The sequence below is a fragment of the Streptomyces zhihengii genome, from assembly GCF_016919245.1.
Taxonomy (GTDB): domain Bacteria; phylum Actinomycetota; class Actinomycetes; order Streptomycetales; family Streptomycetaceae; genus Streptomyces; species Streptomyces zhihengii.
Map to the genome: position 1 here is coordinate 72,748 of NZ_JAFEJA010000003.1, position 23,707 is coordinate 96,454.

The following is a 23,707-nucleotide window of genomic DNA, read 5'->3' on the forward strand; positions in this document are numbered from 1 at the left end:
CCGCTGCGCCCCCGAGTTCCAGCTCGGGGGCGCAGCCCTGCAAGGCACCAGGCTGCCCAGGCTCAGGCCTCTACCTTCGGCCGCTGAGGCTGCGACTGCTCACCGTAGGTCTGGGCCTGTGTCCGCCACATGGTTGCGTACTCACCGTCCAAGTCGAGCAGAGACTCGTGGGTGCCGGCCTCAACGAGTCGGCCGCGGTCGAGCACGACGATCCGGTCAGCAGTCCGGGTCGAGCCCAGCCGATGGGTGATGAGGATGACGGTCCTGCCGGCCCCCAGCGCACGAATCCGTTCGTACATCGCCTCTTCAGCCCGGGGGTCGAGTGCGGAAGTCGGCTCGTCGCAGATCAGCACCGGCGCGTCCTCGCGGAAGAAGGCCCTGGCGCCGGCCAGGCGCTGCCACTGACCGCCGGACAGGTCCCGACCGCCCCACTGCGACGGCGCTAGGTTGGTGTCCAACCCGTCGGCAAGCTGCTCAATCACCGCGTCGGCTCCGGCGAGCTTTGCCGCCTCGAGCACGGCCTGGTCGTCGCCGTCGCCCTGCCCGAGGGTGATGTTCTCCCGAGCAGACACGGGCCACCGCGCGATGTCCTGCGGCAGCATCGCCAGCTTCGCCCACACCGTTTCCGGGTCGACGGTCGCCAGGTCGACGCCTCCCCACTCGACCACTCCCTGAGTCGGCTCGTAGAGGCCTGCCAGCAGCTTGGCGAGCGTCGACTTGCCTGAGCCGTTCGCCCCCACGATTGCCAGCGTTTCTCCACGCCTTACGGCGACGCTGACCCGGTCCAGGGCAGGGCTGGTGTGCCCGGGATAGTGGAAGGTGAGGTCCCTGGCCCGGATCTCGTCCGGCACCGCGGGGACCGTGCCGGTGAAGTCCCGGCCCTCCGTCCGCTGTTGTGCGTCCGCAACGAAGTCGGCCCAGTCGCCGAGGTAGAGGCCGGTCTTGTACGTGGTGTTCATCCCGGTCACGAGTCCGGCGAGCATCATGCGACTGGCCTGCACCGCCACCACCGCCGTGCCAGCCGCTGCCAGTGGCACTCGGCCGGAGATCACCAGAGCAGCGAGCGCCGCGTACACCAGCATCGCCGCCGCGCCAGCCAGCGCGTCGCCCAGGAGCTGGTAGCGACCGGTCTCCCGTCCTACCCGCGCCGCGTGCGCCGTCAGCCGCTCGGTGACCTCCGTGAACCGGCTCAGCAGCCAGGGGCGCATCGTCGCGGCGCGGACGTCCAACGCGGTCGGCCGTCCGGCGGTGTTGTAGATGAGGGTGTGCCGCAGTCGCCGGTCCGCCAGGGTGTGGCGCTCGGCACGGTGCGAGGTGCGGGCCGCCTGTACCGCTGCCGCCCCGCGAGGGAGCACGGCCAGGAGCAGCAGCGGAAGCAGAAGCGGGTGGAGGGCGGCGAGGATGCCGGCGGAGGCGAGCAGCCCGATGAGGGCCGTGCTGACGGCGGTGAGCGCGTCGACCATCAGGTGGGCGTCCTTCGACGCCCGGTTCGCGGCCTCGCTGTGGTCGCACCAGGCGGGATTGTCGTAGGACGCGAGCGGGACGCTGGTGGCGGCGTGGAGGTAGCGAAGTTCGGCGATGGCGTCGATGCGCGGCCCGATCCGAGCGGTGGTGGCCAGGGTGGCGGCGCCGATCAGGGAGCGTACGGCGGCGGCCGTCATGATGACGATGATCGCGGGGAGCGCGGCGTGCAGCCGGTCGGCGGCCGGGCCGGAGGCGAACAGCGGGGAGAGCGCCCCCTTGGTGGCGTACAGGCCGACCGCGGTAACGATGCCGGTGCCGACCTGGAGCAGTGCCGTGAGCAGCAGTGCGGGCCGGTCGGCCTGCCAGGCCAGGCGCAGGACTGTGGCCGACAGGGATGGCAGGCGCCGGGCCATGGTGGTGAAGCTGTCGTTGAGGGCGTTGTCGTGGCGTTCGGCGCTGACCGCGTACTGCGGGATGACGTCCGTGACGGCGGGGCGGGCGCGTCGCCGCCACGGGACTCGGGACGTGGGGGCGGTTTCCTGGCCGTGCGTGGGCTTCATGCAAGGCGCAACGCATCACCCATACGGGTGGTTGTGGTGGCGAGGGGTGGCGACAGTTCGACGGTTCCACCGTAAGGACAGCCCGGTACGGCCACACCCGGTCGACGGGTTCCTGCCCGTGCACCGCATGTGTGGTGGCGATCCAGGCGTGTGCGCCCTGCGGCGCGAACCGGGCGCCCAGCACCCACGCCACCCGGCGTCCGATGAGCGCAGCGGCCAGGTAGGCGGTTAGCGACTCCTCCAGGCACGCCGCTCTACCGGGCCACCAACCGGCCGCCCGCCGGACCGCCGTGCACACCGCGTCGGCCTCCTCCGGCGAGGCGGCCCGGCCCGGCAGACGACCCGCGAGCCGGGCGGCGCGTACCACCAGCCGTACGGGCAGACACCGCAGCAGCACCAGAGCGGCCCCCAGACCTATGTGGCCGGCCGCCCGCATCATCCCCGGCGGCACCATCAACCGGCGCGGCATCAACGCCTACATGTCGGGCGTCTCCCGGCCCAAGAGCTGAGCACGCGACGCTAACGCCGCCCACTGTCCATGGTGCGCGGCGTGACTACTCAGCAACCCTCCAGGGCCCTGGCCCGCGAAGCCGCCGGACTGCTCATGACCGCAACCGGCGCCTTCGGTGCCCTCGTGGCGCTGGGCGCACTCCACTGGGCTCTCGGCGCAGCCGCCTTCGGGGCCACCATCACCTTCCTCGGCCTCTCCTACAAGCCGCGCACCGGCGCTCCTCGCTGGACGCTGCGCCTGCGGGCAGCGGTCGGCGTCGGCTACGGGTTCGTGACCGGAGGCGCCTTCACCATCTCCCCGGCCCTCGGGTGGCTCTCCATCGCCGGTGCCGTCGCCGGCGCGGGCTGGTGGCTCGCCACGGGCAGTGAGGGAGCCTGATGCCCCGCCAGTTCCTGCCCGCCCTGCGGGGCCTCCTTGTGCCCCCTGCACCGGAGCCGGCCGCCGCGCCCGTGGACACGAAGGACCTCCTCGCCGGGGGCGTCTACACCTCCGTCTCCTACGCCGGTGTCACGAACATCTGGGGCACGCAGGGACGCGCAGACGGATGGGACCTCGAGCGCGTCATCGTCGAGGGCTACGAGCGATCCATCTGGACGTTCAAGGCCGTCGAGGCGATCAGCAAGCATGCCTCCACCCTCGCCGTGCAGATCGGCCGCGGCGGCGACGAGCGCGAGTTCGACGAGGTCCTCGAGGACCACCCGCTGCTGCGGCTGCTGAACAAGCAGGCCAACCCGCTGGAGACCGGCGATGTCTTCAAGAAGCGCGTCAGCGCGCAGCTCCTGCTCAGCAAGAAGGGCGTCTTCATCGAGAAGACGTACTCCCGGGGCGGGGTCCTGGTCCGCCTCGACATCCTCCCACCGGACCGCGTCCGCGTGGTCCCCGACGACGTGAACGCCAGCTACATCAAGCACTTCGAGTTCACTGACAACGCCGGCGTCGTACGCGAGCTCGAGCCCAGGTACGTCATCTGGCTCCGCGACCCGCACCCCACCGATCCGTTCTGCGGCGTCACCCCGCTCGAGGCGGCCGGCCTATCCGTCGACCTGGACGTGAAGGCCCCCACCTACAACATCAGCTTCATCGACAACGACGGCCGCCCGGGCGGCATCGTCGGCATCGACCTGGACGGCGTCGACGCCAAGGAAGTCGACCGCATCCAGCGCCGCCTTGCCCCGGGCGCGCACAACGCCGGGCAACTCACCCTCGTCGGCACCGGACCGGGCGGCGTCACGTACGTCGATACCTCCGCCCGCCATGCGAGATGGCGTACGAGACCCTCTCCAGCACCGCGAAGAACGAGATCCTGAGCGCGTTCGGCGTCTACGAGAGCGTGATCGGCAACGCCAGCGAGCGGACGTTCAACAACGCAGACCGCGAAGAGTGGAACTTCTGGGACCACACGGAACTCCCCCACCTCCGCCTGTTCGCCTCCGCTTTCGACCCGGACCTCTCGGACGACTGGCAGATCCGCTTCAACACCGCCGGCGTGCAGGCGCTCGCGTTCCCCCGCCGCCAGGCACGCGAGGAAGCCCGAACCGAGTTCGAGGCCGGCCTGATCACCCTCGACGAGTACCGCAAGGTCGCCGGACGACGGCCCTTCAACACCCCGCAGTCCCGCGCCCTGTGGATCTCCCCGCAGAAGGCCCCGATCCCGGCCAACGACGCGGACGCAAAGGCCCTCGGCCTCGCGCCGGACCCCGGCGCCGGCAACGGCCTGGGAGCCGGATCGGACCCCGCTCTCCCCGCGCGCGACGACTCCGCAGCCGCAGCCGCAGCCGTGGCCCAGGCACTCGACGGCGGCCCGACCGCCGCGGATGATGTCGCGCTCGCCCGGGGCCAGGCGCCGCTGGAACTGCCGGCCGCCGCCGCACCGTCCTCACCGGCCGCCGCCGACGTCGCCCAAGCTCTCGCACAGAACACCGGCCTCTCCGTTCCGGGGGACGCTGCCGACGACGTCGCCCGGGCCCGGACCGCCTCCGGGGCACCCGGCCGCGGCCCGGCGGCCGACGACGTCGACGCCGCCCGCACGCGGATCGAGACCAAGGCCCTCACCGCGCCCGCCGAAGGGTTCGAGGTGACCGACGCCGACTTCGACGCCGTCGCCCTGGCCGTCCGGGCAGCACTCGCCGCACTCCTCGCCAGGCAGGCCGGCGTCATCGTCGCCCGTCTGCGCGCCCCGAAGACGAGGAAGCACACCCGCTTCTGGACACCGGAGAACGAGCACGACACCCGCGGTGGTGACGCGGACATCGACGAGGACCGCGTGGTGAGCGCCGCCCGCTGGGAGGAGGAGACGACGACCACCCTCGCCCCGATCAGCAGCGGGCGGACATGTCGCCCACGCGCACCCGGAGTTTTGAGGTCGGGCCGACGCGGTTGCAGGCTCAGCAGACAGCCGCGCATGGCTGCGGCCTTCGCGGCTCGGACGGCTTGGATCTCCGGGCCGCCCGCTTCTGCACCTGGTGAAGGTCAAATGTTCAGAGATTCGGCCTCAAGGGGAGTATGCCTGCATTGCTCGATACCCGGTCTTGTTCGGTGACGCACCCGGCGCAATGTCGGAGTTGAACTGGATCGACGGCTGCTGAGGGCACAGCATGCGCGCCGGACCGCACGATGCAAGTGTGGGGGACGGAGAGAGCGCAGTAACGGCGTGTGCGCCTCCCTGGCATGTGCTGAGGTGACCGTGCCGAATGAGGGGGCGCAGAGCATCGTTCGGGCCGCGCTGCTGGTGGTACAGGGCTCCTGAGGGGGTGTGTCTGTCCAGCCTCTGGAGCGGTTGGACAGACACACCCCCTCAGGTCGGGCAGGAGATGGTGCAGCGCTGAGCTGGATCAGCGAGTCGTTCGGTGAACCCCTGCACGGGCAGGGAGGACGGCACAAGCCTGGTCGACCTGTTCTCCGGTCTCCGGAGCATTCCCGCACGGCGGGGAGTACGAGGTTCTTTCGAGGAGGTCGACGGGGCACCCCCGCTGGGCGGGGAAGACGGGGTGAAGGGTCTGCGGCACAGGGCCGCGACTGGTGCACGCCCGACACTGGCATTGTCGAACGAAGGAGGAGCACCCCCGGCGATGGCGGGGAGGAGTGCGCTCTATGCCGTCCGATGGTCCGGAGTGGGAGCACCCCCGGCCCGGCGGGGAGGACGTAGACCATGCGTTGCGCCTAAGTTCCCCGAGGGGCATCCCCGTATTGACGAGGATCTATTGATTGAGGCCAAACGGTGGCCTCAATCAGCGTTCTGCCTGGTGGTCGAGGGAGGCAGGGTGGTGCATGGGCAACTGTATCGGGGCGGTCGCGGGTTCGGGGGATGGCCGACGGGACTGACTGAATGCACGCTTCAATGTTTTCAATTACATTCTTCCGATATGCCGCATTTATGGCATTGTTAGAGGGTGTCCTGCTTCCCTGATGGGCAGCTCGCGCAGTCATCTTCGGGCAGGGCACCGGTAAGACCTCGACTGGTCACGCTGCATCCCGGAGCGCGCTCGTGTCGAAAAACCACCACCTGGTGAGTGTCCCCGAGCGGCTATTCGATGCGATGGGTCATGGGTGGCGTTGACGGTTCGAATTGGGGTCTGGCCCAAGTTGTGTGAGGTGACTACTCGTTGTAGTTGTTGATCTCCGCTTCTGATACTGGAAGGTCGCCCGGATTTCGCTCATCGCATGGCTGGCGTGCTCGACATTCGGTTGCCGTGAGCGAAGATCCTTCCGTGGTGCAAGAGCTGTTGTTCCCGTCGAACACGATGATCGTGATTACGTCCGCCCAGACGTACGGCGAAGCGATACGCGTCGAGGCACGGTGCACCGCGAGCAGCGCTTGCTGTCCGGCATGCGGGGACTGGTCGGCTCGGGTTCACGGCTCCTACCAACGGTTTCCCACGGATCTGGCCTGTGGTGGGCGGCCGTGTGTGCTGGTGCTGAGGGTTCGCCGGTTCGTCTGCGCGGCTCCGGCCTGTTCGCGGCGTACGTTCGTCGAGCAAGTGCCCGGACTGAGGAGGCGACATGGCCGGACCACCGAGCGTCTGCGGTCCACGATGGGCAAGGTCGGTTTGGCGCTCGCCGGGCGGGCCGGTGCACGGCTCGCCGCGCATCTGGGCATCGTGACCAGCCGCAATACGCTGTTGCGGCGGGTGATGGACTTGCCCGACCCGGCGCCGACCGAGCCTCGCGCTGTCGGCGTGGACGACTTCGCCCTGCGCCGCGGCCATGTCTACGGGACGGTCGTGATCGACGCCGAGACCCACCAGGTCCTCGACCTGCTGCCCGAACGCGACGCCGCCACCCTCGCCCCCTGGCTCGCGGCCCGCCCCGGAATCGAAGTCATCTGCCGCGACCGCGCCGGCGCCTACGCCGAAGCGGCCCACGTTGCCGCGCCCCAGGCCCTCCAGGTCGCCGACCGGTTCCACCTCTGGCAGAACCTCGCTTCCGCCGTCGAAAAGGCGGTGGCCGCCCATCGCTCCGGCCTGCGTGACCTGCAGTTCCCCGTTCCCGAGCCGGACCCCCTCTGGGAGGACCCGATCGGGGACGCCACCGGGCGGGATGATGAAACGGACTTTCCGGAGGGCAAGTTCGCCGAGCGGGCCCGGATGCACCATGGTCTGGTCCACGAACTCCTCGCCCAAGGCATGAGTCTGCGGGCCGTCGCACAGCACTTGGGCTGGGGCCGACACACCGTGCAGCGATACGCCCGCGCAGTGGCCTGGCAAGACATGGTCAAGGGGCGGAAACGGCAGCTTCCGAGCAAGCTCGATCCGTTCAAGCCCTACCTGGCGGCGCGCTGGGCTGAGACCGGCGGAAGAGTGACCGTCCTGGCTCTCTGCCGGGAGATCACCGCCCGAGGCTTTCGCGGCCACTACACCATCGTCTGCGACTGGATCCGCCGCGACCTGCCCCAGCGGGAAGGTTTCACGCCCGCTCCGCCACCACCATCGGTACGGCAGGTGACCGGCTGGATCACCCGGCACCCGGCAACCCTGACCGAAGCGGAGAAGCTCCACCGCAAGGCAGTCCTCGCCCACATCCCGGAACTGGCCTCCGCCGCCGAACTGACCAACTCGTTCGCGGAAATGCTCACCACGCTCGACGGCCTGCGTCTGCCCGAATGGATCACCGAAGCAGTGGCAGCCGGCCTGCCCGGCATCAGCACCTTCGCGGCCGGACTCGAAAGCGACTTCGACGCGGTTACCGCCGGACTCACCACCCACTGGAACTCCGGACCCGTTGAAGGAACGGTCAACCGGATCAAGATGCTCAAGAGGCAGATGTTCGGCCGCGCTGGCTTCCCGCTCCTCCGGAAACGAGTTCTCCTCGCGTGAAGGTGCCGGGGTCCAGTGGGGTCTACTCAGGACTCCGATCGCGAGTCACGCGTGCGGCTGCCGCCTGCACCGTCTCTTACTCCCACTGGTTCGACCCTGGGGTCTCGGGCGCCCCGGCGGCACCTGTTGAAGCGACTCGGCGAGCATTTCACGTCTCGATCAGCAAGGCCAGGGTCGCAGGCGGCCGTCACACACAGTTCACGTTCCACAAAACTCGGGCCAGACCCCGAATCAGACCGGCAAAGCCAATGGGGCTGTGCTCTGCCGACATCCCCAAGTGTCGTAATTCCATTGATGTTCGTGTCTCGGAGCCGGGCACGCTGGCGGTCAGCCACGACCGGAGCGCCGAAGGTCTTGCGCTGTGTGACGGCGTTCCTCCGAGACATCGCGCGCAGCGCCATCGCTCACGTAGCTGGAGCGGCGTGCGCCACCCGTCGCCGCAAGCCGACAGCTCGCGGTCGGCGCGCCGCGTTGCTTCCGCTCTTCGTTCTCTCCGCGAACTGTGTACGCCTCGGCCGGGCGCGCATGCACCTCTGCTGAAGGCCCGTCTCGGCGCAGGGGAAGGGCCCATCCCCGCATGCGCAGGGAGCCGCGGCTCCAGGCGGACGCGACGGATCCAGGTTGGGGCCATCCCCGCAGGCGCGGGGAGCACACTCGGCGCCGTCCTCGGGCACGGTGGGAAGCTGGGCCATCCCGGCCAGCACGCGGGACAAACGGGCTCAGATGGCAGTATCGACAACGGACGCGCTACCGCACGACGCCCACCCTACTAACCTGGATCACTCGGCAAGCCGGAGAACGGCAGCCACCGCCAGCGCATACGGCTGCGTCGCGCGCCGGCGCTTCAAGAAGGCAGCTCTGCAGAGTGCTCTGTGCATACGGGCGGATACGACCGTCTGGTCGAGACAGTGCTGGCCGCGGATTCCCAAGACCGGGACAGGGCAGCACGAATCGCTCGCTCGAAGGGCGCCCGTCTTGAGGTACTTGGGTGCTGTGCCGTCGTGCCGGCATCCGTCATATCGTGGCTCCGGTTGGGCCTTCTGTCTGAGTGCCCCTTTGCCGCAGTGCCATGGTTACCGGGTCAAGCGGAGGGGGCCAGGGCTGGTCGCCGGGGTATCGGTCATCGTGTGCGGTGACGGTGGGGCGTCCGGAGCTGGCGCTGATGGTCAGCCGGATCGTCGGGGATAGCCAGAGGTCCCACGGACCCGTCCCGCTGGAACGAAGGACTAGGCGTTCCAGGATCTGCGGTGGGACGGTGAAGCGTTCCTGGGTGATGGAGAGGCCGAATAGAGCCGGGGACAAGCTGTTTGACTCGCCGCGGCGCGGGGTGCGCTGGCGGGGCCGGCGCACCCCTGGGTACAGGGCCGCGTAGAACTCCTGATAGCTGGTGACGTGCCGGACCCCGGTCGGAGTGAGATGTAAGGCCTGCAGGTCGCCGAAGGTGCGCCGGACGGCCATCGATGGCGGAAGCTGCTGCAGAGTTTCGGGGCGCGCGACCAGTGGGGCGGGGACCCATGACGCTCCGGCACGGGGCTCCACCTCATGGAGTGCGACCAGGACCTGCCAGGTGTCGGACGGTTGCGCGCTGCGGTGGAATCCTTCGAGGAGCCCTGGGATCCGGGCAAGCTCCGCGTGGTAGAGCCCTTCCCACCGCTCGGCCGCCTTCTCCGCTTTGAGCTGGCGAGAGGGTTCGGGATCGAAGTCGGCGATTACGCGCTCTCGTTCGCGTCGGGCAGCTGTGAGGCGCAGCTCTCCAAGGACTCTTGTGAGTATGCGCCGTATACGTTGCACGGGTCTGCCGTAGAGCTGGGACAGCCGCTGGACCCCGGGGTCGTCGGGGCTCGGCCCCTTCCAGTGGCCCGGGCGGCGCACGTAGGTGGTGGCGAGTCTTTCGATGATGGCTTCCGTCTCCTGGCGGCGCACGGCGACGGCCGGGATGTTGTCCATGGCGCTGTCGAGGATTGAGTGCCAGATGCCGAGGGCTTGGACGACGTCGTCGAGGAACCGGGGTCTGCGCGCCGGGACGATGCCCTGCTGCTCCAGTCTGCGGTAGGACTTTGGGGAGATGCCCAGTTCTGCGCAGAGCTCCTGGGCGGTGCGACCGCTGGCCCGGCGCCAGTCGGCCACGTTCCAGGTCTGCCAGTTGTCCCGCTTCATCAGGTCAATGGGGCGGATGCTCAGGCGCTCGGCGAGTAGCCGGATTCGTGCGGGATCGGGTGTGCGGTGGCCGTGCTCGTAGGCAAGGATCTGTGCCTTCGTTGTACCGACGAGTTCTCCGAGGCGTGCGGCGCTCAGCGGTTGCGGGTTGCCGTCCCGATCGGCGTGGGACTTACGGGCGTTGTAGAGCGCCACTGGGTCAAAGTCCGCAAGTCCGCGGGCCATGCACTGCCTCCTAACGGCACTTCAGAGGACCATTTTAGAGGTACATTCCTGCAGGGCCAACTAGATGCCACGCAGCGTCACAGTCCCCCTTGAACTGCGCTGTTGTGCAGTTAGTCGGCCATACATCTGGATCGCAGGTGCTCAATACGGGAACTTGGGCATCATCGGCGCCACGGTGCAGCTACAACTTCTACGTGTGCGCGTCCAGTGCAAGAAGGTGGCCCCACCCCCTTGGTTCGCGAAAACCCAGAGCGGGGAATGGGGCCGGCTACGGGAGCTGACAGCTCCGCATACGGGCTTCCTGTGCCACCAGGGGGCCCGTTAGCCGTTGGGGGAGACTCCCGGAGGTGCGGTGACCCTTTCGGCGAGTGCCTGCGAGATCAACCGTTCGAGAACCTTCTTCGCGAGCTTGCGGTTCGTCGTCTGCCCTGCCCCGCCTGAGCGAAGCAGGTAGCTGCCATGGCCATCACCTCCCTTCCGGTCCGGTGGGCCCTCCAGGGAGGCCCTCCGGCGTACCGTGCGACAAGGCGACATCACAACTTTAGCGGGTGAGTCCATTCGGGCGGAGTGATGGACAGCGCAACGACGTTCGCCTGTTGCGTATCTGATGGCATGGCAGATCCGGAAGCGATAGCTCCGGCATTTCGTTACCGAGCGGTAGAACTTGGCGGTAGCTATAGAACTGCTGTCACACACATGTCACTTCACCGGAAGACCTTCAGCCGTCTAGACCAGTATCCGATATTCGAATATCAAGAACCGGTGACGTGTGCGAAATTGACCGAGTCTTGACATTTATGGAAACGCTACGACGTGACGTATCCCACACTTCGAGGTGCTGCAACTCGTGAACCTCGGCGCTGACGTGCACGACTTCTCCACGCATTCCCCCGCAAGCACCCGCCGCTGCCGCGAGTTCCCGGACTGGCGCACCCCGATCGAGGCTCTTCGACGCCAACGCCCCAACTGGCGGTGGACGGCCAGAAGCCGCCATGGCACTTGCATGGGCGACGGCCTCCTGGCCGCCGGACTCGTGTTTCGCTTCAGCCGTCTTCGGAGTCCCGCCTACGGCGAAGGGCTCTCGCGAGTGCCGCAGCGGATGGCCATCGACGGTTGAGCGCCATGGTGACGGTGCCGAGCTGTTGGGCCCGCTCCTGCGCCCGAAAGACTTGGGCCCGGTGCCGTTCGAAGCGGCGCTGGGCCTCGTTGTACTGGGCCAGCCATGCTTCCTGCTGCTCCTCGGAGCCAGGCAGCCAGTCGTTGGTTTCGGGATCGAACCCGTCAGGGAAGATGTGGTTGCCCTCGTCGTCGTAGGAAGCGGACATTCCGTACAGTGCCGGATCGAACTCTGCATGCCCGGGGTCGCTGCCGAGGCTCGCGTTCGCCTGCCGGACCGAGAAGGCGAGGCGACGGCGTTCCATGTCGGCTTCGAGCAGGCTGACGAAAATCTCTTCACCGACCCGTACGATCAATCCCGCGTCGTCCACGTGGTGGTCGGCCAGTTCGGAAATGTGAACGAGGCCCTCGACGCCGCCGTTCACGCGGACGAAGGCGCCGAAGGGAACGATCTTGGTCACCGTGGCTGGAAGAATTTCTCCAACAGCATGGCTGCGCGCGAAGACGCTCCACGGGTCATCCGTGGTCTCCTTGAGGGAAAGGGTGACACGCTCCCTTTCCAAATCCACCTCCATGACCCGAACCTCGATCTCCTGGCCGAGTTCCACGACGTCGGACGGCTGGTCGACACGTGACCAGGACAGTTCTGAGATGTGTACGAGTCCGTCGAGACCACCGAGGTCGACGAACGCGCCAAAGGGGACGATGGAGGAGACCGTGCCCCTGCGGACTTCACCGACCCGCAGTGTGTTGAGTAACTCGATGCGCGCTGCAGACTCGGCTTCCTCAAGGAGGGCTCGGCGGGACAGGACGATGTTCCGGCGGTCCGTGTCGAGTTCGAGGATCTTGGCTTTCAAGGTTAGGCCGAGGTACGGGCGGAAGTTGCGCACGCGCCTCCGCTCGACCAGGGAGGCCGGCAGAAAGGCCCGGACGCCGATGTCGAGGACAAGGCCGCCCTTGACCACCTCGGTCACCGTCCCCTCGACGGAGCGGTCTTGCTCGTAGTGTTCACGCAGCGCGTGCCAACGCCGGTGCTCAACTGCCTGCCGGTGCGAGACGAAGCAGCGACCCGTAGGATCTCGGCGTCTGAGGATCAGCACCTCGAGGCTGTCGCCGACGGCTAGCTGCGCATGTGGTTGTGTCTCCACGGCCGTCAAGATGGCCTCCTCATCACCCAGTCCGATGAGGAAGGAGCCCTCCTGGATGGAGGCGACGATTCCCTGGACGATGTCTCCCGGCCTGTACCGCGATGTGCGGGGCGCGGCAGGTTCGGGAGCTGGAGGCGGCTGCTGGGTCTGCGCGAGGACTGCCTGCTCCAGCAGGCGGGCGATGGAGCGGTGCTGGCCGCCGGCTCCGCTGAGAACGGCGACGGCGACTTCCGCGAAGGGCAGGCTGCGAGGATCGAGCGGTGACGATGCGGGGCGGTCTTCGTTGCCGACGAGTGAGGCAAGAGCGCGGAAGTCCAGGGTGCCGCCGAATGTCGCCGCGACGCGGCGAGACACGTTGGCGAGTACGTCCTCAAGCACCACCAGGGATTCGCGGCGTGTCAGCTCCGCAAGGAGTTCCTCCCGCACACCCGGGCGGAAGTCGTAGACCACGTCATCCGGGTCCTGGCCCGATTGTTGCTGTTCACGGCGTTCAATGAGACCCGAGACGAACAGCTGGGCAAGGTCGGTCTGCTCTGAGCGCGGGACGAGTTCACGTTGGACAATGCGCATGACGGGCAGGCTCAGCGGCACGGCAGCCAGGTAGCACGCAAGGCGAAACGCCATGGATGTGCTGCCGGCATGGAAGCGTGCCACTCGCTCTTGCGGAGTGCTGGCGCCACTTTCTTCCTCTGCGGGAGGTCGGGGCACATTGCCGAGGGGAGTGGCGAGCATCGGCACCCAACTGCTGCTGCGGCCTCCCAAATGCTCGGCCCAGGGGGCAAGCCATGAGCCGTGAACTTCCATGACAGGCAGCCACCGAGTGCACGGCGCCTGCGCATTGCTTGCTCGGGGGGACGTCTGAAGCGGGGGCGGCAGGTGGCGGGTGCGGAACTGCAGAACGGGCCGGGCAGGGTCGGTGATGCGGGCGTCGACATTCTCTGTCGGCACTGCGGTGCGGTGCCACAGCCGGCGGGGCAGCACGTGGAGCACTGCGGCAGGGCGTTTCGATGTCTGGCATGCAAGGAAGGCCGGCAGGCTCGGTCCGTACCAGGCCGGTCCGACGGCGTCGGTGAGCACCAGAAGCAGGCGGGTGCCGGTCGTGTCCTTCAGGGGGCGATGCCAGTGGGCGGAAGGTTGTGGGGCTGACGGGCTCATGGAGGGCTTGCGACGGAAGCGGGTCAGCGTGGGTGTCTCGGTATCCGTGTTCATCGCCCATTGCCGGATGCTGTCGAAGGCCCCGTGGCGCTCGAGCAGAGTGCCGAGTTCACCGGCGAGATGATGCCAAACGGCCATCGTGCTACCCGTGTCGACCACTAGGTCGACACCGAAGCGGGGCTTGGTCGCTGGTCGCCATACGGGGATCAGACGGGCTGCTTCGCCGGTTGCCTGCGCCGTCGCCTCTTCGTCGAGGTCCGGTGGTGCTCCGGATGCGGCCACAAGTTGGCGCAGGGGACGTAGGGCCCGGTTCAGATGCAGCGGGTCGGAGAGGAAGGCGGGCCGACTGACCTGCACCACGTGAGCGGAAACGTGGCCGAAGGCCACGTCGCGTCCTCCGCCGAGGGTGTGTAGACGCACCGTGGTCGTGTTCACGGCGCACGTTTCGGGTGCGGAAGCATGGAGACGGTCGCCGTTCGATCCCGGAGCGGCTGGGTCGAGCGCGTCCTTGTGCCCGCCGGGAGAATCGGATTCCGGGACGGAATGGGGCTGCAGGGGTGTGCTGCCTGCCTGAGGCGGGGCGCCGATGATGCGCGAGACCCACAGGATGTCGGCCAGGTCTTTGGGGTCGACGCCGCCGCCGTGAGGCAGGTCGGCGTCATCCGTCTGCAGCAGCCCGGCGAGGGCGGCGAGTAGATGCTCGCGCGGAGAGGACGGGCTAGTCATGGCCATCGCTCAGCGAGCGGAGGAGAACATCTTGGATGATCTTACGGCCTGGGTCGTGACGCCACAGGCCGCGCTCTGCCATCAGCAGGGCGTTGAGGAGCTGGTCGTTGGCCAAGACTGCCCCTTCCTCACGCTGGCGGCGCAGGAATTCGGCGATCAACTCGGTCCGTGCAGACTCGGTTTCAATGTTCCCTCCCAGATGGGCAGCAACCATCGCCGCCAGTCGCTTCTCGTCCGGTGGCTGGACCTTGAGCCTGACACACCGGCGCAGGAAGGCGGTGGGGAACTCGCGTTCCCCGTTGCTGGTGAGGACGACCAGGGGGAACTGGGCACATCCCACTCTGCCGTCCTTGATGATCGCCTTGCCGTCCTGGTCAGAGGTCATCACCTGCCGGCGCCCTGGTCCCAGCCGAGAGAGTTCGGGAATCGTGTACTCCCCCTCCTCGAAGACGTTGAGAAGGTCGTTCGGCAGGTCGACGTCGCATTTGTCGATTTCGTCGATTAGCAGGACGCGGGGCCGCCGCCACGGCAGCAGGGCTGTTCCAAGGGGACCGAGCCTCAGATACTTGCCGATCGCCAGATTGCGCGAAGGTCTCTTGGAGCTCTTGAGGCCTGCGTCATGCAGGCGGCCGATGGCGTCATAGACATAGAGGCCGTCGCGCAGGGTTGACCGGCTGGTGATCGACCAGCGCAGTACGGGCCCGAGCCCGAGTTCGTGCGCCACGGCGTAGGCAAGCGTGGATTTGCCCACGCCAGGCTTGCCGGTGATGAGGAGGGGTCTGCGCAGGTGCAGGGCCAGGTTGACGAGTTGGATGTCTTTCACATCTGCTTGGAAGGCTTCCGCTTGTTGGGTGCGCCCCAGCCTTCGGTCTGTGACTGCTGGAGTGTCCGCGGGGGGCATCAGAAGTTCGTCTTCGTCGAACGTGCCGAAAGCACGCCAGGCGGGTGTGTCGGGCAGATCCTCGATTCCGTCGTGCGGCATCCGTGAGCCGCGGTAGATCCACCAGTCCTCGCCAGGTAACGCCGACTCCTCGTTGCTGCCCTGCGGGCTGTTCATGACACCATCCCGGTGAATCGGAGGTCTTGCTTTCGGTCCACGCAGTCGGGGTCTTCCCAGAGCAGCGTGATGTGATTGCGCACGTCGCTGTCCGCAGCCCCGCGCCCCTGGAAGCGGCACTGATGAATGATGTCCGGAAGATCCGCCAGGCAGCTCGGCTTGTGGACGCGCAGGGCTTGCATGAGGGTCTCCGGATCGCCAGCGGTGCGGACCCACAGCACGGCGGGGATTCCGTCGGTGAACATGGCCGCGTTGACCGCTTCTTGCAGCTTTGGATCGAGTTGTTCGTAGGGCTGCCGCAGTCCGAGGCAGGCGAGGGCGGGCCGCTCCATGATCCAGGATGAGAACTCGCTGTTCTTTCCCGGAGTCATCGCCGGCCATTCGATGAGTTCTAGGACATCCATCTGGCCGTCGCTGCCGCGTTGGTTCAATCGGCTCCAGCGTCCCTGCCAGGGCTGTCGGCTGATGAAGGTATCGATGTACCGCTCACGGGAACGCACGACTACAGGGTGGTGGTGGCCCAATGCCTGACCGGTCGGGCCTGTCGCCCACAGTTCGGCCGGGTGACCCAGGAGCCGGGAGGGGAGAACGAACTCGATGCGTGTCGCTGGTGGCGGCACGGCTTCGAGTTCGTCGGCCAGACCTTCCCACGCGGTCAGGGAGTTGTTGCCGTGCGTCGTGAGCTCACTGGTGCGCAGGGACAGGGGCTGGGTGAGGGATGAGACTCTGGTGAACGCACCTCCAGCTTGGGGCTGGCGGTAGCACGTGGCGTACAGGCCGTAGCGGGCGTCGTCGATGTGCGGCGCATCTTCAGGCTCAAGGCGGACCTGGATGATGAGCCGGTACTCTCCCGTGACCTGTACTGCGGACTGGTCCGCTGGCAACTCCAGCCGGTCGAGAATGTCCCTTACGGGCGCCCGGTTGGCGTGATGTCGACTGGTGGTGTCCCCGGCCAGAGAGCGCAGGAAGCGCGCGAGGAGTGCGGGCCCCTGGTCTCCCCACAGGCTGGCGATGCGGACAAGGATCTCGGGAAGAGTTTCGTGCCCTTCGAGCGCGGTGAGCCCCTTACCGGCGTTCGCGGCATGGAGTTTGAGTTCGGCGGGCCGGGGCTGTGGATCAAGGGCGCGCAGCACGCGGATCAGCTGCCCCATCTCGTGCACAGGCAGCGGCTGTTCGTCTACGACGGACCGGACCGCCACCTGCAGCCAGGCGAATGCCCTGTCATCGTTGGCCATGGCTTCCAGGGCGTCGCAGATCGCCTCAACTGCCCCCATCGGGTCGCGCCACGCGGCGGCGGCGGACAGCATGCTGCGAACGTGGTCCTTTGCCGTCGCCCCATGTTGCACACTGGCGCCGAATCCTCGGCACCCCGGATTGCGCGACACATGGTCGAGCAGGTCCGCACGGAAATCCGGCCTGTTCATGCTGGCGAAGTCGGCGAGGAGGTCGCACAGCAGATTCTGGGCGTCCTGACTCCACGGCTCGGCGTGCGCCGGTTCGCATACCTGCGTCATCGGCCCTACGCGCTTTCCCAGCCGCCGATAGCCCGCCCGATGACCTCGCGCAGCCGCTCCAGGGCCTGGTCGTAGGGGGCCAGTTCCTCCATAGCGGTGTACAGCGCTGTGTACGCGCTCTCCTTGTCGCGGAAGGACTCGATACGGCTCACAATGCGTTGGAGATGAGCACGACGGTCAGGTCGGTCGTCGGCGTCGAACGAATGCGGCAGCCCGAGGTGGTTGCCCATGATGTCGAGCAGGTCGAAGCGTGCCTCGGGGCGAGCCAGGACAGGAAACGCCAGAAGCGCGTCTACGATCTCAGCCTGAGACGGCACGGGCTGGCGAACGGGTGCTGCCACCGGCCGCACACCCAGGAAACGGGCCAGTGCCCCGACCGGGACGAACCAGCCGCCCGCGTCAGTCCTGTAGTTGCGGCTGCCCTTGAGTACGCCGCACACCGTGCCGTCCTGGTTGAGGACCGCGGCGCCACTGTGCCCGGGTCGGACACCGTCACCGAGGAACCTCCGATACGGCCCAGATACGCCCGCCACGCGCAGCAGAAGTGTCTCGGGTTTGGCCCCGTCGAAACCTGGAACGGTCGAGGAGTAGCCCACGATCGTTACCTCGCTGCTGACCGGTGCTTCGTCCTGTGCCAGAGGCAGCACAGGGTGATTCGCCAGTGCCGGAACGTGCACGGTCGCAAGGTCGGGGAACGGATAGAACAGTCCCCCGTCGCTGTTCTTGGGCTCGGCACGCACGTCGTGCGCCTGTACCGGGTAGGCACCGGAAGCATGGTGGATGACGAGGTCGCTGAGCGTGCCGTCGCCGACTACTACGTGCGCGGCTGTGGTTACGGTTCCCGCACTGGTGAGGAAGCCGCTGCCGCAGAACTCATCCTCGGCGCTGATCCACACAGTGCGCGCCATCAGGGCTTCCATGGGTTCCGAGAGTCCGGTCCGGATCACGCGGAGGCCGACGGCTGTTCACCCGACGGCTTAAGGTTCCAGGACAGTCGCACGGTCAGGGCCGCCTCGCTGCCGGCTTCCGCGATGACTCCCAGGAGTTGGCCTGACTTCACCGCTAGCTTGAGACCGAATTCCACCTCGAAGGAGTCCGGGTTCCCGGCTTCCCCGTCGATGATGGTCTTGGCAGCCCACCGCCCTACGCCCTGGACGGTGGTGCCTACCTGTTCCAGGCTCATCGTCACGGCAGACCCGAGCTTCTCAGCCGCCTTCTTTCGAAGCGCGGCATCCCCGAACTCTTCACTCTGCTCGAACGGCACGCTGCCGACGACTTCAGCCGCGACCTTCGTACCGTCTCCGAGGTCGATCATCACTGTCTCAGAAGTGGTCATAGCTCCCCCTCGATCTCACGGGTCGTCATCTTAGGCAATGTTGAGCAAGCCCGTGGCAAAGAACACAAGTTCAGACGGAAGCAGACGATGCGTCCGTACCTCCCGCCCCTGCGAGGGCGGCTTCCGCCCACCCGCGCACGTGGGGCACTGGCGACCACGGCAGCTCGCTCGCTCCGCGCGCCACCACACTCCGCGCACACGTAGAGGACCGGCTGACGCCTCGGTCGGGTGTTCTGGCGCCCGCCGGACCAAGGCGCCCGGGCACTTCATTGCGCTCGTGCCTGCCAGGAGGTTGCCGACAGGCACGAACGTGTCTGACAGGCGGAGGCGTACTTCAAGATCGTTCGGCAGAACCTGCACCCGGAGGAGGTCGCCGCTGAAGTGAGCGCCCAGTCCGCGTTCCCTGGCCAGGACGACGAGTATCCGGATGTGGTGAAAGTCCACGTCCGTGAGGCGTTCAGGGTAGTGATGCAGATTGCTGCCACGGCGCTTGGCCCATGGACACGCACTGGGTGGTCGATCGCTGAGCGTGCTATCGCCAGCCCAGACGAGGAATGCCGGCGATGTGGACTGCGGCCTGGTAAGCGATGGCGACCTTGTCGGTTCGTGGCGCCAGGAGGCGCCTCGGTGTGGAGAGCCGGTGGCCGACCACCACCACGGTCTCGCCGCAGACGGTGGCCGATCTGGTCGGGCACTTCAGGGGATGTTCGTGCGGATGCCGCGTCGGATGAGGTGGCTCCGGATTGCGCGGCAAGGGTGTGCTCGGTCGGGCCGGGTGTCAGATCCTCCTGGTCTCCTTCACGGAAACACGGATGCCGACTATGACACTCTCGAAGGCCGGGGAGCTGCCCGCCTGGCCTGCGGTCATGCGACGTGCCACGGGTCGTGCGTGGCGTCGCTGGCACAATGGACCTTCGTGCTCAGGCCGTCTTGGGAGCACCCGCGGGCAGGGCGCCTGGTTCGGTCTGGCCTGGAGGCCCCTCTCCTGGGTCGGCGGCGTGCTGATGCGCTCAGAACCGAATTCGTCGGGCAGATCTCGCCAGGGCGAGCAGGTGCGGATACTTCCATGTGGTGGCTTCCAAGGTTCGGCGGTGACCGGCGCGGCCGACCGCGGACCGGATCGGCGGCATCAGCGGCTGGATTCGTCCCACATCGCGTCAGTGGTCACTATTTGGACGGGCACAAGCGGCAGGGGCCGGGGACGCGTCGTTCTCAATGGTCTTGCGCTACCTGCGTCGCCGTTGACGTTGCCTGGACTCCCAGTAGTTGCCCAAATGTATCTGAGTTCGACCTTGGTAGTACCGGAGGATAGAGAACCGGTGGCAGGGTGCGCACAACAGGCCGCATGCGCCGATGCGGAATTCGAACCGGACAGCGCAGACCCGTGCATCGCAAATAGGTGTGCCCAGCTCACGGAACGACTCCTTTATGAGACCGTCGGCTGATTTCCGTAAGCCGGTTGAACACGCCACTTTTGCCAGACACCGGGACTGTGGAAGGGTAGGCTGCATGTTCGATCTAGCTTTCGGGGACCAGGTGCATCTTGATGTTCCCGACCTCAACATCCCTTTCACTGCGACCCTTCATCCGGCGGTTGCAGCGGCAGGCGACCACGCAATAACGTGGGCGCGCGAAGCGGGTCTGCTCGAGGGAAAGTCAGCCGAGGAGCGAGCCCTCCGAGAAGGGCACTTCCGCTTTGCTTCCTGGATGTATCCAACAGCCTCACTGTCGCATCTTGTCCAGCTCACAGCAGTGGACGCCTGGATGTTTCTGGCCGATGACCACGCCGATGAGCTCCGGACTATCGACGGACTCATCAGCAGTGGTGGAATCCTCGGCGAGGTGCTACAGCGCATCGAAGCGGACATGAGCCCGCAGTGGTGCACCCGATTCCGTGAGCATCTTGCCGACTGGGTCACGAGCAACGAGCAGGCGGCCACCCGACACCATGCTCAGGAAGTTCCGTCCCTTGAGGAGTACGTGCCGTGGCGGCGCGTATCAGGAACGCTACTGTGGGGTTTCGACCTGGTTGAGTATGCTACGGAGCGCGAACTGCCTGCCGCCTCTGTATCTAGTTCTGCGTATGCCGAACTCGTTGAGGCCGCCGCTGACGTTATCTGTTGGACTAACGATCTCTACTCGGCTCCCAAGGAGATCCAGAGAGGGGACCCGAACAACCTGCTCGTAGTCCTGCAGCACCATTACGGTATGACTCTCCAAGAGGCCGCCGAAGCCACTGTCGAGCGCATAGAAGCCCGAGTTTCCGAGTTCCATGCTCTGCTCCCGACTATGCTTGATCAAGCGCCTCCGTCCAGCCTCCATTCAGTCCACCGAGCATGGGCTGACGGGCTCGCTTCATGGATGCGGGGAAACCTGGAGTTCTGCCGCGAGTCGCCGAGGTACGCCATGCCGGCCCCTTCAAGCGAGTGATATCTCCCAGGACTGTCAATCACCACCCTCGCCACTGCCCGTGCGGAGTGGATGAGGCTAATCGGATCCCGCGCGCGGGGCGACCGGACCAGCAGGCTCTCGGATACCGCACCGGACGTCGTTGACAGAACAAGCCAGGTGCGGACACTGACCGGCGCCTGACGCCCGTCGCCGTCCGGTTGGCCTGACGGGGGTTGATAGGCACTTCTGGGCAATAGGCCCTGCCTGCCGATTTCGGTGTCGGCCTCTGGCGCGGGTCGTGCCCGGGGCCTGCAAGTTGACGTTGCGCTGAGCGGCAGGGTCGCGGGGACAAGCCATCGAACGGCACTTGCGTGCAGGCGCGCTGCGCCTTGCAGGAAACTGATGTCGTTAGCAGGCTGCTCGGTGGCGCCCCGCACCAACCTCAGGAGAGCAACGTAGTCGGGGTTCGAGGCGGCTGGCACACGGGGGCGGGCTGTTGGGTGACGCGGCCCTTGGATGCCGCTGCCGCCTCTTGGCAGGTCCGCGGACGCCAGCGGCCTGTCACGATGCAACGTCCACGGCAAACACGCGCGTGCGCGCTGGCCCACCGGTCGGCAACGGGATTTGAGCAGCGATCTTGCCGCAAGCGTCGTGCACCAGATTCACGAGCGTGTCTGCAGCATGTTCAGGTAGACCACCTCGCCTTACAGGCGTTCAGGTTCGGCAGTGACCGCCCCTTGAGGCGGTGAGTGCGGCCTTGTGGGCCGTCACATAGCCCAGGGCCTGCTGGCCTGGGACCGATTGCTCTCGCTAAGGGCATGGGCGTCAGTGAACGGACAGGTGGGGGAAAGGCAGTGAAAGATGCAGTGTGACTCGCGGGGCGATCTGTGCATAGGGGCTGCCGTGCAGGAGCAGGCCGGCCGTGTTGCTGTCCTTGTCGAGACGTGGGGTGCCTACGGGTTGTGGGGGGCTTTTGCGTCCTCTAGGACTTTGTTTGACCGTTTCTTGTACGGATCCTCCGAACAGGAAAGCCGGAAAGAGTCGATGGGCGTGTGCTTCGCACGGCGCCTACCGTCGCGGCATGACCTCTCCCACCGGCACGACCGTCTCACCCGCCGCCCCGTCGGCCGACGCCTTCTGGGCCGACGCCGACCGGCATCTGGTCCGCTACGGCGGCGAGTTCTGCCGTGAGGTGATCGAGCACGCCTCCGGCAGCTTCGTCCACACCGCCGACGGCCGGAAGATCCTCGACTTCACCTCCGGTCAGATGAGCGCGATCCTCGGTCACGGGCATCCGGCGATCGTGGAGACCGTGCAGCGGCAGATCACCACCGTCAGCCACCTGTACAGCGGCATGCTCAGCCGCCCGGTGGTCGACCTCGCGCGCCGGCTGGCCGGCACCCTGCCCGACCCGCTGGAGAAGGCGCTGCTGCTGACGACCGGGGCGGAGTCGAACGAGGCGGCGATCCGGATGGCGAAGCTGGTCACCGGGCGCCACGAGATCGTCTCGTTCGCGCGGTCGTGGCACGGCATGACGCAGGCGGCCGCGTCCGCCACCTACAGCGCGGGCCGCAAGGGCTACGGCCCGGGCGCCCCGGGGAACTTCGCCATCCCGGCGCCGCACGCCTACCGGCCGGACTTCACCCTGCCCGACGGCTCGCACGACTGGCGCCGTCAGCTGGACTTCGGGTTCGACCTGATCGACGCGCAGTCGACCGGCAGTCTCGCCGCGTGCATCGTGGAGCCGATCCTCAGCTCGGGCGGCATCATCGAGCCGCCGCCGGGCTACTTCGCGGCGCTGAAGGCGAAGTGCCGGGAGCGCGGGATGCTGCTCATCCTGGACGAGGCGCAGACCGGGCTGTGCCGCACGGGCACCTGGTACGCGTTCGAACGCGACGGGGTCGTGCCCGACATCCTCACGCTCTCCAAGACGCTCGGCGCCGGTCTGCCGCTGGCGGCCGTGATCACCAGCGCCGAGATCGAGCAGGCGGCGCACGAGCGCGGCTACCTGTTCTTCACCACCCATGTCGCCGACCCGCTCGTCGCCGCGGTCGGCAACACCGTGCTCGACGTCCTCACCGCCGAGCGGCTCGACGAACGCGCGGCCTCGCTGGGCGAGTTCCTCCGCGACGGGCTGCTGGACATCCAGCAGCGGCACCCGGTCGTCGGTGACGTGCGCGGCCGGGGCCTGCTGGCCGGGATCGAGCTGGACGCCTCGTACGAGGCAGGGGCGAGCACGGATCTGCTCGGCGCGCGCATCACCCGCCGCTGTCTGGAGCTGGGTCTGCACATGAACATCGTGCAGCTGCCCGGGATGGGCGGGGTCTTCCGCATCGCCCCGCCGCTGACCATCACCGAGGACGAGCTCTCGCTCGGTCTCGCCCTGCTCGACCAGGCGATCGACGACGTCGTCGGCGGGCGCTGATACCCGTTGAGCGCTCGGCCTCCGTCTGCCGCACGGAGGCCGACCGCGTGGGTCCAACAACGAACCCACTCCTGCGACGCTTTTCCTCTGCTGGGACGGAGCGAGAGGGATCCCCCCGGAGCGGGGTCGTGACTTGGCGTAGTTGAAGCCATGCTGGCGCCGGTGGAACCATCCCCAGCACTTACGGGGAGCAGCCGGTCGATGCGAGTGAGCTCAGCCAGAGCCATCTCTGCCAGTAGCGGGGACCAAGAGTGCGGGCGTTGAGCTCGCCGACTCCCGGAACATCCCCGGCGGGGCAGCAGTGCGCCGCATCCGGAAGCTACATGTGGACCATTCCCACCCAAAGTGGAAAGCAATCACCCTCGGTGCTACGGAGATTGTTGCCCTCGGGGACATCCCCGCGTGCGCCGGGAGTAGTGACGAAGTCTGCCAGCAGGGGGCGGGCGGAAGCATGCAAACGCTACGGGTACGCGAACAGGCCGCGTACGCGGGCAGCAGCCAACGCAGGAGGCCCCGGAGCCACTCGCAGCTGCAGCCCTGTATTACTAGGCGCCGGTCGGATGGCGAACGTGCGCCGCGCAGGCGGGGAGCAGCCCGAGGTCCGCGCAGA

The 23,707-nt window shown here is 67.2% G+C and carries 13 protein-coding genes and 2 pseudogenes; 6 read left to right on the forward strand and 9 right to left on the reverse strand.

The window, feature by feature from the left end; translation table 11 throughout:
- Positions 1–62 precede the first annotated feature (62 nt).
- Together JE024_RS42040 and JE024_RS42485 are read right to left on the reverse strand one after the other, a co-directional pair.
- A complete protein-coding gene (locus JE024_RS42040; protein ID WP_205378642.1) occupies positions 63–2,024 on the reverse strand; it encodes an ABC transporter ATP-binding protein in 1,962 nt (653 codons plus the stop codon).
- Positions 2,025–2,106: 82 nt separating this feature from the next.
- Positions 2,107–2,493: pseudogene (locus tag JE024_RS42485) on the reverse strand (lasso peptide biosynthesis B2 protein); the annotation flags it as partial.
- A gap of 81 nt (positions 2,494–2,574) precedes the next feature.
- On the opposite strand from JE024_RS42485, the gene JE024_RS38525 reads away from it, so the two are divergent.
- From JE024_RS38525 to JE024_RS38540, 4 genes are all read left to right on the forward strand, one after another.
- Positions 2,575–2,913 (forward strand): hypothetical protein, encoded by a 339-nt coding sequence (locus JE024_RS38525; RefSeq protein WP_205378643.1) that lies wholly within the window; start codon positions 2,575–2,577, stop codon positions 2,911–2,913.
- A complete protein-coding gene (locus JE024_RS38530; protein ID WP_205378644.1) occupies positions 2,913–3,842 on the forward strand; it encodes a phage portal protein in 930 nt (309 codons plus the stop codon). Before JE024_RS38525 ends, JE024_RS38530 begins: the two co-directional genes overlap by 1 nt.
- Positions 3,797–5,074, forward strand: coding sequence for a phage portal family protein (locus tag JE024_RS38535; protein WP_205378645.1), 1,278 nt, complete (start codon positions 3,797–3,799; stop codon positions 5,072–5,074). The genes JE024_RS38530 and JE024_RS38535 overlap by 46 nt, the downstream gene beginning before the upstream one ends.
- Positions 5,075–6,224: 1,150 nt before the next feature.
- The gene (locus JE024_RS38540) at positions 6,225–7,847 is read left to right on the forward strand and encodes an ISL3 family transposase (protein ID WP_205378646.1); all 1,623 of its coding nucleotides are present in this window, start codon (positions 6,225–6,227) and stop codon (positions 7,845–7,847) included.
- Positions 7,848–8,861: 1,014 nt separating this feature from the next.
- Here the strand turns inward: JE024_RS38540 and JE024_RS38545 are convergent.
- The 7 genes and pseudogenes from JE024_RS38545 to JE024_RS38575 all read right to left on the reverse strand — a co-directional run bounded on the left by JE024_RS38545 (position 8,862) and on the right by JE024_RS38575 (position 19,434).
- A complete protein-coding gene (locus tag JE024_RS38545; RefSeq protein WP_205378647.1) occupies positions 8,862–10,199 on the reverse strand; it encodes a helix-turn-helix transcriptional regulator in 1,338 nt (445 codons plus the stop codon).
- Positions 10,200–11,272: 1,073 nt separating this feature from the next.
- Positions 11,273–14,374, reverse strand: coding sequence for an SAV_2336 N-terminal domain-related protein (locus tag JE024_RS41670; protein ID WP_244883686.1), 3,102 nt, complete (start codon positions 14,372–14,374; stop codon positions 11,273–11,275).
- Positions 14,367–15,431: an AAA family ATPase gene (locus JE024_RS38555; RefSeq protein ID WP_205378648.1), complete on the reverse strand. Its 1,065-nt coding sequence runs from the start codon at positions 15,429–15,431 to the stop codon at positions 14,367–14,369. Before JE024_RS38555 ends, JE024_RS41670 begins: the two co-directional genes overlap by 8 nt.
- Entirely contained in the window at positions 15,428–16,945 is a 1,518-nt protein-coding gene (locus tag JE024_RS38560; protein ID WP_205378649.1) for a VMAP-C domain-containing protein, read from the reverse strand. Before JE024_RS38560 ends, JE024_RS38555 begins: the two co-directional genes overlap by 4 nt.
- A 5-nt stretch (positions 16,946–16,950) precedes the next feature.
- Positions 16,951–17,865: a trypsin-like peptidase domain-containing protein gene (locus JE024_RS38565; RefSeq protein WP_205378650.1), complete on the reverse strand. Its 915-nt coding sequence runs from the start codon at positions 17,863–17,865 to the stop codon at positions 16,951–16,953.
- 23 nt (positions 17,866–17,888) lie between these two features.
- Positions 17,889–18,281: a CU044_2847 family protein gene (locus JE024_RS38570; RefSeq protein WP_205378651.1), complete on the reverse strand. Its 393-nt coding sequence runs from the start codon at positions 18,279–18,281 to the stop codon at positions 17,889–17,891.
- 532 nt (positions 18,282–18,813) lie between these two features.
- Positions 18,814–19,434 (reverse strand): annotated as a pseudogene (locus JE024_RS38575) (transposase).
- Between the two features lie 356 nt (positions 19,435–19,790).
- Here JE024_RS38575 and JE024_RS38580 point away from each other — a divergent pair.
- Together JE024_RS38580 and JE024_RS38585 are read left to right on the forward strand one after the other, a co-directional pair.
- Positions 19,791–20,711 (forward strand): terpene synthase family protein, encoded by a 921-nt coding sequence (locus tag JE024_RS38580; protein WP_205378652.1) that lies wholly within the window; start codon positions 19,791–19,793, stop codon positions 20,709–20,711.
- A 1,042-nt stretch (positions 20,712–21,753) separates the two neighbouring features.
- Positions 21,754–23,097 carry an aspartate aminotransferase family protein gene (locus tag JE024_RS38585; protein WP_205378653.1) on the forward strand — a complete coding sequence of 448 codons (1,344 nt, stop codon included), beginning with the start codon at positions 21,754–21,756 and terminating at the stop codon, positions 23,095–23,097.
- Positions 23,098–23,707 lie beyond the last annotated feature (610 nt).

Excerpts from the sequence above, each read along its gene's own strand:
- JE024_RS42040 (WP_205378642.1), bottom strand. The coding sequence starts at position 2,024 with ATGAAGCCCACGCACGGCCAGGAAACCGCCCCCACGTCCCGAGTCCCG.
- JE024_RS38530 (WP_205378644.1), top strand. The coding sequence starts at position 2,913 with ATGCCCCGCCAGTTCCTGCCCGCCCTGCGGGGCCTCCTTGTGCCCCCT.
- JE024_RS38535 (WP_205378645.1), top strand. The coding sequence starts at position 3,797 with ATGGCGTACGAGACCCTCTCCAGCACCGCGAAGAACGAGATCCTGAGC.
- JE024_RS41670 (WP_244883686.1), bottom strand. The coding sequence starts at position 14,374 with ATGACTAGCCCGTCCTCTCCGCGCGAGCATCTACTCGCCGCCCTCGCC.
- JE024_RS38555 (WP_205378648.1), bottom strand. The coding sequence starts at position 15,431 with ATGAACAGCCCGCAGGGCAGCAACGAGGAGTCGGCGTTACCTGGCGAG.
- JE024_RS38560 (WP_205378649.1), bottom strand. The coding sequence starts at position 16,945 with ATGACGCAGGTATGCGAACCGGCGCACGCCGAGCCGTGGAGTCAGGAC.
- JE024_RS38565 (WP_205378650.1), bottom strand. The coding sequence starts at position 17,865 with ATGGAAGCCCTGATGGCGCGCACTGTGTGGATCAGCGCCGAGGATGAG.
- JE024_RS38570 (WP_205378651.1), bottom strand. The coding sequence starts at position 18,281 with ATGACCACTTCTGAGACAGTGATGATCGACCTCGGAGACGGTACGAAG.
- JE024_RS38580 (WP_205378652.1), top strand. The coding sequence starts at position 19,791 with ATGTTCGATCTAGCTTTCGGGGACCAGGTGCATCTTGATGTTCCCGAC.
- JE024_RS38585 (WP_205378653.1), top strand. The coding sequence starts at position 21,754 with ATGACCTCTCCCACCGGCACGACCGTCTCACCCGCCGCCCCGTCGGCC.